The sequence below is a fragment of the Phycisphaerae bacterium genome, from assembly GCA_024102815.1.
GTDB lineage: Bacteria > Planctomycetota > Phycisphaerae > UBA1845 > UBA1845 > JAGFJJ01.
On sequence record JAGFJJ010000022.1, the window covers coordinates 27,586 to 43,333 of the forward strand.

A 15,748-nucleotide genomic window follows, 5' to 3' on the forward strand; every position below is an offset into this window, starting at 1 on the left:
CGACGCACCAACCGACCCGGGGGTCCGAGCGGTGAACGAAGTTGTGGGGACCATCGCGGAAGTCCTGTGGCGAAACGCCCTTCTCCTCGTGCCCCTGGCGATGATCGTGGCGATTCTCTCGCGATCGCTCACATGGCGCCCCGGCACCCGTTACGTTCTCTGGCTGGTGGTCATTCTGTGGCTGGGATGCGGGCCATTTCTGCCCTCCCCGCCACGATGGGAGGCGGGGACGGGCCCCGGCAATCGACCGCTGCCTGCCGATTCGTTCGACTTGCGGCTCGATGTCGAAAGCGATGCTGCGGCCGCCAGATATCACGAATCCCTTGCACAAAGTCATGTGGAAGGCGACGAATTGTCGTCTGAATCAGGTCCGCCCGTTGGGGAAGAGGGGATAGAAATGGTCCCATTCGTCCCCGAGTTGGAGCGAGGATTGGTGGAGTCCATCGGGGCGGTCCTGGCGTGGGTCACGTCGCCGCTGCCACCCGCAGCACGAATTCCGCAAATCGCCGGTATCGTAACAGGCGAAGACGCCGTACCGGTGAGGATCGACGAAGACGACAAGGCCGTGCCCGACAACTGGGTAGCAGCGCAATCGACGCCGCAGACGCAACTCGAAAACAACTCGAATTGGGAAACGAAAAACGAGGTGACCCGGGCGGATGCGACGAACCCGGAACCGCTCGCCCAGGCCAGCGTGTCCGTCGGGTCGCCTTTTTCATCATCCTCAATTGAAGAGAGCCAGGCGGAACTCTTGCCTCCGCCGATCGAACCGGCGGTTGAGACCTCAACGGAATTGCCGATCGCGGCATCTGTCCTGGGTGAGTCCGCTCCCGAGAAATCCACGGGTGCAATGGACACTCGCATGGCCTCGCAGGCTGAAGCCCACGGCTCGCCACGCGAAGAAGAGAAGTTCGTCAGTGAACCCGCGTCGCAAGGATCGTTCATCTCGGCAGCAACCGGTTTCGCCGGTACCGCGTGGGCTGCGTTAATAGGGGCTGTGGGCGTTGGTGCATCCTCACTTCGTGAAGCCGTGTCGTCCCAAACCAAACCGTGGTTTGATGCCGTCGGCCGTTTGTGGCACGACGTGTCGCACTTGCCCGCGATACCGCTCCCCGTCTGGGTTGGCGGTTTGATGTTGCTGGTGACATGGAAAACGCTGGCAACATTGCAATTCCGCCGTTGCCTGCGGAGGGGAACGATTGCGCCGGCCGACGTTCAAGACCTCGTTCAGAGTGTCGGTAAGAAGCTCGGATTGCGTCGCATTCCGCGCGTGCTTCTGGTCGACGCGCGGGTTTCACCCATGATCTGGGTCGGTCGCCGACCGGTGCTGATTCTCCCCGTGGAACTCTGGAATCAATACGACCCGGTCGCCCGTCGAGCGGTGGTGTGCCATGAGCTTGCGCATCTGCACCGGCGGGACCACTGGATCATGTGGTTTGAGCAGTTTGTCGGGTGTCTCTACTGGTGGCATCCGGTGGTCTGGTGGATCCGCAGGCGGCTTCACGAAGAGATGGAGTCCAGCTGCGATCTTTGGGTCACATGGCTGATGCCCGAGGGGCGGCGAACGTACGCCCAGGCCCTGCTCCAGACCCGGCAATATTTGGGTGCGAAGGAACGAACCGTCTACATGACGGGAATGGGTGTATTCACTGGGCGAGCCGGACGCATTGCAAGGAGACTGACGATGGTGATGACCAAGAGAGAGAGGCCGGGGGCATCGATCCCCGGCGTGATGCTGGCCCTCGCGCTGGCTGCCGGCGCCTGGTTGCTTACTCCGGCCCCCCTTGTTGCCGAAGAAACGGCTCCTCCGGTCGCTTCGGTGGGGACGGGAAGCGTCCCGTTTGCCGCCGCGGCGATTTCCGGGGAGGCAGCACCCGTTGCGGCGGCGCAGGGTGTGGTCGTAGCTGACGCGCGGGACGAAGGTCGCCGCCGCGCACGTGCGCCGCGGGCACGGGCAGGTGAGCCGTCCAATGCGCTGGAGGATCGTCTCGACGAACTGGAGGCGCGCTTGGAGAAGCTCACCCAGCAGTTGGAGAAGATGTCAGAAGGCATGGGAAAATCCCGTGTCTGGGTAGCGCCGGCTCCTCCCGTCCCGGCGGTACCGCCTGCGCCACAGGTTCCGCCGGTGCCGGGCGTTCCCAAAGCTCCTGCCGCACCGAAGGCCGGGTCGCTGTTTCCGTCCCCACCCAAGGCGCACGACGCACCAGGCCGATTCCAATTCAACGCGGGAAGCGCGTTCTGGAGTAACGAGGGCAAAACCGTGGAGCGCACCTACGCGCTCAGCGAGGGAAAGCTCGAGGCGCTGACCAAGCTCATGTCCCGCAGCGATGTTCCCGTGCTGATTCGGCCGGGCAAGGACGAAATCACAGTGATCGCGACAGAGCCGGTACAGCACGTTTTCGAGAGCTTCGTGCAGATGATCGATCCCGGCGAGAACCGCTGGGAGGATTACAAACTGTCCGAAGGAAAGCTGAAGGACCTGACCGAATTGATGGCGAGGCCCGACGTCCCCGTGCTCATTCGCCCCGACGACGAAGCCATCCACTTCCAGGGAACCGACCTTCAGCAGTCCATCTTCGCGGATTTCGTCGGGATTATTGAAGGCAAGCCCGCACCGCACGTGGGCACGATTCGGCGACTCGGTAAGACTTCCGGCGAAATGAAGAAGGCCCAGGAGTTCTTCGAGCAATCCAAGATTGAACGGAAGGAAAAGGAGAAACAGGTTAAGCGGAGCCGGGAAGCTCGTCGCGCGGAGCTCGAGGCGGCGCGTGGAGCTCGAAGGGCTGCGCGCGCCTACGGCATAGCGGCGTCCCCGGAATGGCGGGCCGAAATTGAAAAGGACATTCAGGCCGCGTTGGAGGCTGTGCCCCGGGAAACCATGGCAGGCTCGCAGCAGGCCGCCGAAGTGGTCGAGCAGTTGAGGAAAGCAATCGCGGCCAACGCCGGACAATGGGATCACGATCAACTGGTTCAGCACATCAAGCAGGCGGCCGCGGCGCATTCGCAATTCGGCGACCAGCAGCGTGCCGCGCTGGAGGTTCAGGTTCAGGCGTTGATGGAGAGTTCCCGGGCATTGGAACGCAAGGCCCGCGAGCTTGAGAAGAAGGCTGAACAGCTCGAGCGCGAAGCGGACAAGGTGGAAGAACGCGCCGGTCGGATCGACGAACAGGCCGAGGAACTCCGCGAAAAGGCAGATGCAACGCCCAACGACGCCGAGCGCGGCGTGCTGGACCGCGAGCTGGAGCAGTTGAACGTGATGTTCGCCGGCTACATGGACGACTATTCGGCCCTCGGTCAGCGGGCAAGTGATATCTACGCCCAAGCGGAACAGGTCGGGGCACAGGCTGAGCGGCTTGCAGAATTCGCGGAAGCGTTGGAAGACGCCGCGGCGGAAATGAAGAGTGCCCCGTGCGAGCGGCTGAGAGGACAATCGGAGAAAGATGGTTGCGTGACGCCTTGTCCACAGGAGTGCACGCAACCCTGCTCCAACGATTCCCGGGTGGCCCTGGAAAAGCAATGAGCCAACAAGTCTCGTGTCGCGCGCGGTGACGCCGGCGGGACCGGAGTCGCCGCGCGCGGCGGACGAGCGAACTGCGATGCCCCATTGGACGCGTCGAGCGCGGCGGAGCATCCAGCGATCTTCGCTACCCTGTGCAATTCCCATTCACGCGAGGCCGGCCTAGACAGGGAGGGATTCGACCGTGCGATATCGACTCTCAGGGATCAACTGCGCCTTGCCGTGGTTCGCTTGCCTGTTTACGTCGACTTTTTCCTGCGTTGTCCTTGGAGCGGAGGAACCTGATGCGGCTCAGCCCCGATCCAGCACCGCGCCGGTCACTGATGACGAGGCGCTGCGCACGTACTACGCGGGTAACGGCTTGCTGAACCGCGGGCTGTTCGATCTCGCTGCCGAGGAGTATCAGCGATTCCTCTCGCGATGGCCTGAGCATGAGAAAGCGATAACGGCGCGCTATGGTCTGGCCGTGAGCCTGTTTCGGCTCGATCGCTGTTCGGCGGCGTTGCCGGAACTGGAGATGCTGAAACAGGCTGAAGACCTGCCGTACGCGGCTGAAGTTGCGGTCATGTTGGGCCAATGCCGGAGTCGCGCAGGCGATTTCGCTGGCGCGGTCAAGGCCTATGAAACCGTACTTACGGAGCATCCCAAACACCAGCTTGCAGATGACGCGGCGCTGGGCGCGGCCGAGGCATCGCACCGATTACATCGCAAGGAGGATGTGCTCCGATTCTGCACAATCGTCCAGCGGGACCACAACCGCAGCGCGTTGCGCAATCGCTGCGACCTTCTCGGCGCTCAAGCGCTTTCGCAATTGAATCGCGATCGAGAGGCGGTAAGGCTCTTGAGTGAGCTGCGTCAACGCAACCCTGAAGGCGAACTGGCCGCACAGGCAGAATTGCTGGAAGCGAGTTGCTTGCAGCGCCTTGGTGAGGCGACTTCGGCCACGCCACTCTACCGCCGGGTAATCGAGTCGGCTCGAGACGACCTGCTGCCGGAAGCGCTCTTCGGCTTGGGCTCGATACTCTCCGACCAGGGCAACACCGACGAAGCCGCTGAGTTGTTCGACCGGCTGCTGAGCGCGAACCCGGAGTCTTCGCTTGCGCCCGCAGCGCGAATGGTGCGAGCACGGCTCTATTTCGACGCCGGAGACTACGATGACGCCGTAGCGCTGTGGGGGCGATCTCTGGATGCAGGCGGTGAGTCTGCAGATGAAGCGGCCTACTGGTTGGGGAAATGTCGCTTGCGACAGGAGCGGTACGCCGACGCTGCCGGACTGCTGGAAAAGGCGTTGGATCGATTTCCCGCGTCCGACCTGCGACCGCAAATGATGTACGACCGGGCTGTGGCGCTGTCTCGCTCGGGCGATACTGACGCGGCCGCAGCGGTGGGGAGGCGCTTTCGTGAGGCTTTTGCGGGGCACGAACTCGAGCCCGACATGCTCTATCTGCTGGCGGGTCAGGCCTACCGCCAGGGTGAGATTAAGACGGCCCAGGAGGCTGCACAAGAAATTGTCGAGAAGCACGCCGACCATGCCCTTGCCGTAGGGGCAAGAATGCTGGTGGCGGAATGTGCCTATCAACAGGGCGAATTCGCCAAGGCGGCGGAGCAGTACGAGCTGGTGCTCGCGACCTCACCCGACGAGACAACGACCCGGCTGGGGCGCTACCACCTGGGTATGTCATTGTATCGTCTGGAGCGGTTCGACGACGCGGTGGAAGCACTCACGCCCGTCGCCGATCGTGCCGCACAAACCGGCGAGCATCGTGCCGCCCAGCTGACCCTGGGCGACATACACGTTTGTCGCAGCGAGTGGAAGCAGGCTGAGTCGCGACTGCGGCAGTACCTGGCGGATGGCATGGATGTGCCCTCCGCCGACGACGCCCTGTTCAAGCTCGGACTGTCGCTGCAAAGGCAAGGTCGCACGGAAGAGGCACTCGCCTGCTACGAGTCCTTTCTGGCGACGTTTGCGGAGAGTCCCCTCCGAACACAAGTCATGTTCGAGCGGGGGCAGATGCTGTTGGCCCTGGACCGTCTCGACGAGGCGGCCGAGGCGATGGAGCAAACGCTCCGCAATGACAAAGAGGGAAGGTTCAGCAACTTCGCTCGAAAGCACCTGGCCTCGATTGCCATGCGGAAAGGGGAATACGCTCGTGCGGCCGACGAGTACGGCCGGCTGACTGAAGACGGTTCCGCGGAGTCGAATGCGGCACGGGTCCGCCGGGGTGAGGCTCTGCTGGCCGCGAGACAGTACGAACCCGCCCTGGTTCTATTTAGCGAAGTATTGACGGAAACGAAGACTCAGGCGGAATCAGCGCCGGCAGCCGCCGGGCGAGCGATCGCGTTATCGCGGCTCGACCGATACGACGCAGCACTCGCTGCGATCAGTGAAACCGAAAAGGAGCACGCCGATCGACTGGACCCGGCAACTCGACGAGCCTTGCGCTACGAGAAAGCGTGGTGCTTACGGCGTTCCGGCCGCACGGACGAGGCGGAGAGCACCTATCGAGCGCTTCTGGCAACGGACGGTGACGGTCCGCAGGCCAATCACGCCCGGCTCGCCCTCGCCGCCATGCTCATGGACCGCAAGGAATTCGCCTCCGCGCGGCAACTGCTCGGTGAACTCGATCAGCGCATCAAGGGGAATGCCGACGACGGGCTGCGCGAGCAGGTGCTCTACCGCCTTGGCGTTTGCGACCACGAGCTCGACCGGCACGAGGAGGCGCGATCGCAGCTCACTACATTCGTTGGTCGCTACCCGAGAAGCGCCATGCTGGCTCCAGCTCTGTATCTGCTGGGTGCTTCCGCCGCGCAGCTCAACAACCACGAAGAGGCGGTACGGGCATGGCGGCGTGTGGTCGACGAGTTTCCCGATCACGAGCTGGCCGCGACGAGTCAACTGCGCGCGGCCGAGAGTCTTCTTGCGTTGCAGCGATGGGCCGCGGCGGAGCAGGGTTTCTCGGTGTTTCTCGATCGTCACCCCGGCCATGCGCAGCAGTTTCAGGCACAGTTCGGGCTGGGCTGGGCGCGAGAAAACCAGCAGCGCTACGACGACGCCATAAAGGCCTATTCGGCGGTCATTCAGAACCACCAGGGGCCGACGTCCGCGCGGGCACAATTCCAGGTCGGCGAGTGCCTATTCGCGCAGAAGAAATATGAGGACGCCATCAAAGAGCTCCTCAAAGTAGACATCTTGTATGCGTACGCGGAATGGAGCGCGGCGGCTCTTTACGAAGCAGGACGTTGCTTTGAGCTGCTCGGGCGATCGGCGGAAGCCCGCGGGCAATTCCAGGCAGTGACGGAACGGTTCGCGGACACGAAATGGTCCAACCTGGCCCGCGAGCGTTTGGAAGCCAAGCCGCAGGACACGCCGCCGGGCCGATGATTCGAATGGGATTCCGGCAAATCTGCGAGCATTCCAGGGACCACTCGTTTGAACGAGGGAGGACGATGACATGCTGGCATTAACGAAGTTGATCGCAGTCTGGATGATCGTCCTGGGGCAGATGCCGGCCAATCCGACGACGGCCCCGGCCAACGAGCCCCGGCAGGCGGAGCAAATCAAGATCTCAACAACACCGGACGGCGGACTTCCCCACGAGGCATCTGCGGGCACCGCGAAGATCAACTCGGTATTCGATTTCGTGCAGCGCGGGGGGATCATGATGATCCCCATCGGTCTCTGCTCCCTCATTGCCCTCGCCGTTATCGTGGAGCGTTGGGCAAGCCTGAGACGAAAGCGCATTATCCCGCGAGGATTCGAACCGGGACTGCGCCGCATTCTGGACCAGGGATTGGAGCGCCGCGGCGAGGCCGTTGATTACTGCAATCGCGATAACAGCCCCGTGGCACACATCTTTGCCACGGCCGTCAAACGCCTCGGTGAACCCGTGGAGCTTCTCGAACGGCACGTGCAGGAGGCGGGCGAACGCGAAGTGTTCAAACTCCGTAAGTACCTGCGCATTCTCGCCGTCATCGCCGCAATCTCCCCGCTCATGGGCCTGCTGGGTACGCTTTTCGGCATGATCAAGGCGTTCCAGACCGTCGCCACATCCGCCGACGCTCTGGGCAAAACGGAGATGCTCGCCTCGGGAATCTACGAAGCGCTGATCACTACCGCGGCGGGGCTCCTCGTGGCGATCCCCGCGTTGATCGGATTCCACTGGCTTTCGGCGCGGATCGAGTATCTCGTAGCGGAAATGGACCGCATGACGCTGACGTTCATCGAAGAATACGTTCTCCCTGCCGGGGAATTCATGACTGTTCGAGGGGGAGATGTGCGTACATCGCGATCCGCACCTCGCGTCACGAGCCACGACAACGGCAAACATGCGGCGGAGGAAATCGAGTCCGAAGAGACCGCGTCCGCCTGAGTTGGGGACCATGCGCGGCAGTCAACGGCGGCCCGAAGAGGGGAACCAATCATGCTCATCAAGGCGCCATCCGACGAAACGGGCGCACACATCGAAATCACGCCCATGATCGACATGGTCTTCCTGCTGCTCATCTTCTTTCTGGTGGCAACCACCTTTCACCAGACAGAGCGGGAAATGCAGGTCGCCTTACCCCAGGCCAGCCACGCGGCGCCGATGAGCTCACTGCTGCGCGAACTGGTCATCAACGTCGATGAGGAGGGTCGGATCATCATCACGGGGCGGACCGTCGAACCGGGCGAATTAAAGTCCATGATCGAGAACGCCGTCGCGGGCAATCCGGAGCAGAAAGTGACCGTCCGCGGCGACCGGCGCACCGCCTACGCGAACATTGTACGCGTGCTCGATGTCTGCAAGGGCGGCGGCATTCGCGAACCCTATCTCGATACGGTATTGGTGGAATGAACGGTTCCCTACCGCTTGACCGTGGAGACGGCCCGGGCTTGTCGCCGGGGGGAACGGGCCGGCGGCGCTCGCCGTGGCTGGTGGGCCTGATCCTCCTTGCAGCGACGCTCGGCGGAACCACAGTCGGGGTTCTGGCCTACGCTTTCTGGCCACTGCACGAGGCCTTTTACACCGACGCCGACACCATTCGGGAGGACAGCGACGTCGCGCGCGTGCGTGACGTCCTCTGGCAACCTCCGAAGATGGTTGCGGAGCTCAGTGAACTAGGCTCGGAATTGTATGAGCCACGAATCAGTGCCGACGGATCGACGCTGTTCTTTGTGCGTGGAAAAGCTGGCGATAACGCTGACATTTATGTCGCCCGGCGAACCCTTGACGGCTGGGTCGACCCCCAGCCACTCGAAGGCATCAACACGCCGGATGACGATCTCGGACCGCAGCCGTCCCACGACGGCCGGCAACTGTACTTCTACAGCAATCGCCTTGGCGGATTCGGCGGATACGATCTCTGGGTCGCGCAACGTCTGGAAGGGGAAGGAGATCGGGTCCGCTTTGGCGAGCCGATGAACCTCGGTCCGGCGGTCAATTCGCCGTTTAACGAATACGTTCCGGCGCTGACCGCTTCGGGCGACGCGCTGTACTTCGCTTCCAATCGGCCCCAGCCAAGCGATACGGCGCAGCCCGATCCGGGCGCCTGGCCGGGCACCGTCCGCGAAGACCTATTCCATCGAACCTACGATCTATACGTGGCGGCAATCGGCGACGCCGGAGTCCAAACCGCCAGGCCGCTTGCGGCTCTGAACACCCCATACAACGAAGGGTCGCCGGCCGTCACCCCGTCTGGCGATTTTCTCTATTTCGCGTCCGATCGACCTGGAGGAAGCGGCGCATTCGATCTCTATCGAACGCGACGGCTGAGTGGTGAACATCTTTCAGCGGAGAACCTCGGACCGGCGGTCAACAGCATCGCGAATGATCTCGATCCGGCTCTGGGCATGGACGGATTCGCCCTGCTGTTCAGCTCCGATCGACCAGCACACTTGATGGGCGGTGCCGTCGCGGATGGCACGTCGCGCACCGATACCGCCAACGACACGACCGCGGCGCCACCTTACCGACTCTACAACACCGTCTCCCGAGAGGTTTTCCTCGACACACGGACCTACAGACGTGAGTTCGACTGGGCGGCATTCCTGTGGAACCTCGGCACAGGACTGCTTTGGACGCTCCTTGCGCTGTTGCTCCTCCTGGCGTTGCTTGCGCTGGCCCGCGACCTGCGCGCCCGCAAGTTGAGCCTGCTGGCACGATGCCTCCTGGCTTCGCTTGCGCTGCACTTGCTGCTGCTGTTCTTGTTAAGCATCTGGCATGTGACCGCTTCGATTCTCGGTCCTCCTCGGGCAGGTGGCGGCGTGCAGGTGGCCCTGGCCGCACCGGCAAAGGGTCAGGATCTGGCGAAACAGATACGCGGGCGCGTTGTCGAGGAACTGGCTGCCGCGCTGCCGGAACTGAACGAGGTTCGTTCAGAAACGCCGGTTCTGCGGAAGGACGTGCTTTCCGAGTTGGCCGAGGTCTCTTCGGCTTTCACTCCGATCAAGGCCCCTCGAGACGTGGTTCCGTTGGAGGAGCTTCGCGAGGCACCGGCGTTCGAGCCTCGATCGACCTCATTCACTCCCGACCTCTCCGTGGACATCACCCCCGTGCCGATCAGAGGGAGTCTCGCGCTGCCCGAGACCGCAGTGCCCATTCGTTTGGAGGAGGAACGGCCGCCCGATCAACCGAACGTTTCCGCCTCGGAACCCAGATTGCCAGACTTTCCGGTCATTGCGGGGACGACGGAATTCACGCTGCAAACGATCGACCCGGAACGTCTCGCGCCGCGAATTTCCGATACTCATGATGGAGAGAAATTCGCGGCCATTATTCCTGCGCAGATCGAAACCTCCCCCCAAGAAGGGCGTCCGTCGCCGCGACGAGTCACTCTGCCTTCCTTGCAACAGACGCTGATGGAATGGCCTGATATCACCATGCCTTTGACGGAACCGCGGCCGATCCGTTCACCAGAAACGGCCACACTGGACGTGTCGGCCGCCGAGTTACTCGGTGCAGCGCTGCCTCCGAGAGCCGCGCATGTCTCCACGGCGCTCTCGGCTTCAGACACGGTGCGGGTGGAGCCGGCGCCGGCTTCATGGCAGCCGGAGTCGAAACCAACGACCCTGAACCTGGAACCGGCGCACGACTCGCAGCCGCCGAAATCGCCGACGGCCTTCGCTCCTCCAATGCACGAGGTGCCCCCCGCCATGCCATCATCCGACGCCGCACTGACCCTGGCACTGCCTAATTCGGCGCCGATAACAAGGCGAGACGAGACGACGGACAACGCCGCGCCCCCCACCTTCACGAGATCGGCCGATCCGCTTCGCGCCGATCTGCCCGTCTCAAGCGCGCCTGCGCAGTTCGAATTGATCGAGATCGAACCGATAGCGCCACTGGGCAACCCCGAATACGAAAACGCTCGCGACCGGATTGCCATTGCGCAACCGCCTACCGAGGCGAAGCCTCGGCCGAGTAACAATCCAAACACTCTTTCGCCGGTCGCGCTCTCTCTGGATCCAGATGTCCTCCCCGCATTGGCGGAATTCTCCGTAGAGCTGGAAACGCAGCCGTACAACAGTCCTTGGCCAATGCGCCGGGCGGAAGAGCGCAATCGCGCGATGGGCAACGATGGTCAAAGCAAGGTCGAGGACGCCACCGCCATGGCCCTGCGCTGGCTCGCGGACCACCAGAGTCGAGACGGCCACTGGGACGGGCGGACGTTCGACGCCAACTGCGGAAGGTGCGGCGGAGAGGCAACCGTCGATACGAACGTGGCGTTGACTTCGATGTCGATCCTATCCTTTCAGGCAGCCGGCCACGACCACCTTCGCCCGGGGCCATTCCGCCGGATGCTGGCGCGCTCCCTCGACTGGCTGCTCGTGCAACAATCGCAGGAAGGCGAATTTGGGGCCGACGAATCACTCTACAGCCACGCGCTCGCAACACTGGCCCTGGGAGAGGCGTTGGCGATGACCGGCGATCCGGCGCTGCGGAACCCGTTGGAGGGTGCGGTTCGATTCCTGGAAAGCAGTTCTCGCAGCAGCGAAGCAGGTTGGTCCGCAAAGGAGGGAGAGCCTCCCGACACGGCCGTGCTGGGCTGGGTCGTTCATGCACTGAGTGTCGCGCAGACCGCGGGCGTTAATCCCGCTCCCGAATCTCTCGACCGTGCCGCACAATGGCTTTCGCGTGTTTCGTCGCGAACGCAGCCGGGAGAGTACGGCTTCCAACCCGACCGCGGCCTCACAACCGCCATGACGGCTGAAGCACTGTTCACGCAGCAGCTACTCGGCCGACGACCGGATGAACCGTTGATGCGCGCCTCGGCATCGCTGATCATGCACGAGCCGCCTGACTGGAAGCGCGAGCCCAACACCTACCTCTGGTATTTCGCGTCCATGGCCCTGCAACAACACTCTGGAGAAGGACCCCTACAATGGATCAGCGCCGCCACGCGCGAGCTCATCGAGAATCAGCGGAAACAAGGTCCAGCGCGAGGCAGTTGGGACCCGATCGGCCAGTGGTCACAGACTGGCGGGCGCGTTTATCAGACCGCGCTTTGCGTGCTCATTCTCCAAACGCCGTGGCGATACCCCATTCGTGTTGAAACCGGCGATGTACCGGATGTTCCCGAAGACGCCATTGGAATCGTTCAGGGACGGGTAGTTTCGGCCGAAGACGGACAGCCGTTGCCTTCAGCGTCGGTACGACTGGATCTGCCGGATCGCCCGGCTGTCGTCGTTCGAACGGACGGAACAGGCCACTATCAGTTGTTTACGCCCGAGCTTCCACCCTACTTCGCGCTCACGGCCACGCTGGAAGGATACACGCCGCTGAGCGTCAATGCGTCGTCCGCACCACTGCTCAATCCCGGACGGAGCTTCCAGGACGGAGTCGTGGTCGACTTCGAACTGGAGCGGGAGCGTGAAAGCGTCGTCTCTATCGAACCGGAACCGGAGCTGCACCATCTCGGCGACAACCGCTTCGACGGAAGGATCAACAGCCAATTCCAGAAGAAGGCCGAGGGAGCGATCTTTGAGACGACATTCCGAATTTCAGCCGATCAACTGCCACCACGATTCACCGCCGCGGAACTTCGACTGCTGGCCAAGGGCGTCCAATATCCCCACAGGTTGTATATCAACGACATCCTGCTCGAGGAGTATCTCGATGACGCCCCGTCCGACGGAAGCTTCGGCTCGTTCGGCACGGATTTTGATCCGGGCATTCTCCGCGAAGGCGAAAACACGCTCACCATCCGCGCGGGCGGACGTCCCGGCGACGTGGACGATTTCGAGTTCGTCAATCTCCAGATCCGGCTCTCGCGCTGACCGTTAACGACGGGGCCAACGGGAAGCTAATCGGCTTCGGATCGCCAGGGAGCTTCGGTAGGGGCCTCGGCCCACTGCTGGGGACAACCAACCGGTTCTGCCCGCTGGGGCGTCCTGAATCGGACGGCGCCATCAGCAGCCGAGCAGCCAGAGCGATTGGCCGCCCGGGCCTACTCTTTTCGGGTCGGCGGCGGATCGGCATGTGTACGCCCCCGCCGCCGCCCGATTCAAGGCCGCAATTCCGAGAACCTCGGTCCAGCAGCCGGCTTGGAAAGAGACTTGTCGGGCGGGACCCGCGCAGCTACGATGCCCCTCTTCGGTCGGCCGATCGGCACGACTGGATGTTGCCGAGGGGCCAAAAAAGGACGGCTCGTACCGCGGCGGCGTACCCAAGTGGACCAAGGGGACGGATTGCAAATCCGTTATTCGTGGGTTCGAATCCCACCGCCGCCTGTTTCCTCGATCCCCTTCCATCACGCGAAATACGCTGTTTTCTGCGGGAAAAACGAGCACTTTCCGGTTTCGCCGCTTGCCCGTCTCTGCCCTCGCGTGCGGCACCGCTTACCCTGTGAATGCTTCGCTTTTGGCCTGCATTTGGCATGCGCGCGGCATGCGCTTTTCCATCGGTGCCGGTTGCCCGCTGCCGCTGTTGCTCCGGCTTGCCCCCGAACGCGGGGAGCACGGCCAGCGCCGAAGCCAAGTCGGGCAGCACGGTGTGCGTGTAGCGGTCCATCGTCAGCGTGATTGTCGAATGCCGGGCGAGCTGTTGGGCAATCTTCGGATGCACACCCCCTCGGGCAAGGGACGAAATGAACGTGTGCCGCAGAGCGTGAAAGTCTGCCACGCGGCCGGAGCCGTCGCGGATCGCCAGACAATCATCGTCCCGCCGCTTTCGCCGCTGCGTCCGGTCCCGCGTCTCTCGAATCCACCGCGCCTTCGCGGTCCGCAAGTCCGCCCGAATCATGTCCGCCGTGTTGCGGGTCAGATTCGGGAACACCGCGCCGGATAGGTCCAGGGCTTCGACCGGGCCGCGCCACGCGGCGATCGCGTCCGCCGTGTCCTCTCGCAGGGGGATTGCGTCACGTCGGCGATTCTTGGCGTAGGCCGCTTCGACGGTCACCGTCGGGGTATCGGCGTCCAGGTCGAAAGATCGCCACGTCAGGGAGCGCAGCTCGTTTGCCCGCAGGCCGGTTTCAAGAGCCAGCCGGTAGAGCATCGCCCGGTCGGCGCCCGCCATGTCGAAAGACTGCGGTCCGCTCTCTGCCGCCTTGAGCAGCCGAGCGGATTCATCCGCCGTCAGGGTCCGCCGGTCGTGGCGCCGGTCGGTTTTCACGTCCAGAGCCGACAGGCACAGCAGGGGATTCTCGGGCGCCCGGCCGTCTCTCACGAGCCAGTTTAGAAACCCCTTGACCGCGACCGCGTGATAGTTGACCGAAGCCGCCGACAGCCCATCGCGGCGCAGCTCCCCGAGGAATTCGGTCACGCGGGACGGGGAAAGGTCCGCCCATCGCTTGAAGCTGCAGCCGTCGAGCAAGCGCGCTGCCCGGTTGTGCGAAAGGTCGGCATGCTGTCGCGTGCGTCCCTTGGCGAGCAGCCCGTTTCGCCAGTCCGCCAAGTGCTCGCGCAGGGGTCGATTCTTGTGGGCTTCGTAGCGATCAGTCAGACCGACAGCCGTTCGGGCCTGCTTGCGTTGCAGCTCGCCCAGGAGCAGCTCGGCCGCCGAACGGTCCGAAGTCCGCAGGGACACGCGCATCCGCTTCCCGCTGTCAGGGTCGAAGTATTCCCCCCACCATTGCGGCGATCGTCGCCCGCGAAATGTCGGCTTAAAGATTCGCGCCATGATCTTCCCCTATTGATTCCTCGGGCATTTGCAACGAAAAGCGACCACTCACACGTCTGTCTCTCTTTTTCGCCAGCTACCACACAAGGCCGCCCCTCGCGTCGTAGAGTCTCCGCACGGTGTACTCAACCTTGAGATCGTCTCGCTTGTCGAAGGGGATTTTCAAATCCCAATCGGAGAAAATGCCCGCGCTTAGATGCCATTCGACAGTCTCGTCAAGTTCAACGCCGCCGGGAATCTCGTACGTGAATTCGCCCTCGCACCAAGGAAGCGTTCGACCGGGGCTCGTCACTGCGAGGCGGTAATCCACTCTAGAAATAACTCTGCCAGTGGCGTTCTGTGCTTTGATATCAAACACTGCTTCGTTGAATAGCGCACCGCTTTTGCGCGCCACGGTTGCTTCAAGTATCCGAAACAAATGAAGGCGAGAGCCAGTTATCGCGAGTTTCTTCAGGTCGGAATCGAGATTCACCGTTTCAGCTAACTGGCGCGCTTGAGTCTCGTGCAGCTCAGATTCAAGGTTGTTCATTTGTCGCCGATAGCTTTCCCGCGTCTTAGCAACTTCAGACTCAAGGCTGCTCGCCCGCCGTTTCAGCGTCGAGTTTTCTTCTCTTGTGGCGACGAGTTCGTGCGCGCACTCGTCGCGAGCTGTCCCACAATCCCGAAGTCCGTCAAGCGAGACAGTACAGCTCTGGAGCTGCGCTTGCGTTTGGTCACGAGCGGAAACGCACTGTTTCAGTTCAGTCGTTGTCTGCTCGAATCGAGTCTCGCACTGATTGGCACGCTCCCGCGCGCGCCCCTGTACAAGAGAGAATCCGATGCAGAAGCCGACCACAAGGCCGATCGCCCCCGTGATTCCCACCGGCAATATGATTTCTTTTCGATTCACGATGCGTCCTCAATTACGGGGAGCTACGGCCGCAGCTTGGATTTCTGCTTCCGAATGGTGAGATCGTAGCCGAGCCCGTTGAGAATCCGAACCAACGTCGAAAGCGTCTGCTCCCGGGTGCCGCTGACGAATCCGTGAGCCATCGCGTAGCTCACGCCCGATTCACGCGAAAGCCGCTTGATGCTCCATCCCGTCTCGTGAAACGCTTGGCGAGCTAATTCGATGAGTTGTTCAGTTCCTTGCACG

The 15,748-nt window shown here is 62.6% G+C and carries 8 protein-coding genes, 1 tRNA gene and 1 pseudogene; 7 read left to right on the forward strand and 3 right to left on the reverse strand.

The window, feature by feature from the left end:
- Nucleotides 1–31 precede the first annotated feature (31 nt).
- The 7 genes from J5J06_06380 (at nt 32) to J5J06_06410 (ending at nt 13,782) form a co-directional block, all read left to right on the forward strand.
- A complete protein-coding gene (locus tag J5J06_06380; GenBank protein MCO6436699.1) occupies nt 32–3,520 on the forward strand; it encodes a hypothetical protein in 3,489 nt (1,162 codons plus the stop codon).
- A 181-nt stretch (nt 3,521–3,701) separates the two neighbouring features.
- Complete coding sequence (locus J5J06_06385; protein MCO6436700.1) at nt 3,702–6,899, forward strand: tetratricopeptide repeat protein; 3,198 nt, start codon at nt 3,702–3,704, stop codon at nt 6,897–6,899.
- Between the two features lie 70 nt (nt 6,900–6,969).
- Nucleotides 6,970–7,887, forward strand: a complete 918-nt coding sequence (locus J5J06_06390; protein MCO6436701.1) for a MotA/TolQ/ExbB proton channel family protein — start codon at nt 6,970–6,972, stop codon at nt 7,885–7,887.
- A gap of 51 nt (nt 7,888–7,938) precedes the next feature.
- On the forward strand, nt 7,939–8,352 hold the full coding sequence (locus J5J06_06395) for a biopolymer transporter ExbD (GenBank protein MCO6436702.1): 414 nt from the start codon (nt 7,939–7,941) through the stop codon (nt 8,350–8,352).
- The gene (locus J5J06_06400) at nt 8,349–12,773 is read left to right on the forward strand and encodes a PD40 domain-containing protein (protein MCO6436703.1); all 4,425 of its coding nucleotides are present in this window, start codon (nt 8,349–8,351) and stop codon (nt 12,771–12,773) included. The genes J5J06_06395 and J5J06_06400 overlap by 4 nt, the downstream gene beginning before the upstream one ends.
- Before the next feature lie 379 nt (nt 12,774–13,152).
- Nucleotides 13,153–13,226, forward strand: a tRNA-Cys gene (locus tag J5J06_06405).
- A gap of 157 nt (nt 13,227–13,383) precedes the next feature.
- Nucleotides 13,384–13,782 (forward strand): hypothetical protein, encoded by a 399-nt coding sequence (locus J5J06_06410; GenBank protein MCO6436704.1) that lies wholly within the window; start codon nt 13,384–13,386, stop codon nt 13,780–13,782.
- Nucleotides 13,783–14,148: 366 nt separating this feature from the next.
- Here the strand turns inward: J5J06_06410 and J5J06_06415 are convergent.
- The 3 genes and pseudogenes from J5J06_06415 to J5J06_06425 form a co-directional block, all read right to left on the reverse strand.
- Nucleotides 14,149–14,613, reverse strand: a pseudogene (locus J5J06_06415) (site-specific integrase).
- 76 nt (nt 14,614–14,689) lie between these two features.
- The gene (locus J5J06_06420; GenBank protein MCO6436705.1) at nt 14,690–15,448 is read right to left on the reverse strand and encodes a hypothetical protein; all 759 of its coding nucleotides are present in this window, start codon (nt 15,446–15,448) and stop codon (nt 14,690–14,692) included.
- 77 nt (nt 15,449–15,525) lie between these two features.
- The gene (locus J5J06_06425; GenBank protein ID MCO6436706.1) at nt 15,526–15,747 is read right to left on the reverse strand and encodes a helix-turn-helix transcriptional regulator; all 222 of its coding nucleotides are present in this window, start codon (nt 15,745–15,747) and stop codon (nt 15,526–15,528) included.
- Nucleotide 15,748 lies beyond the last annotated feature (1 nt).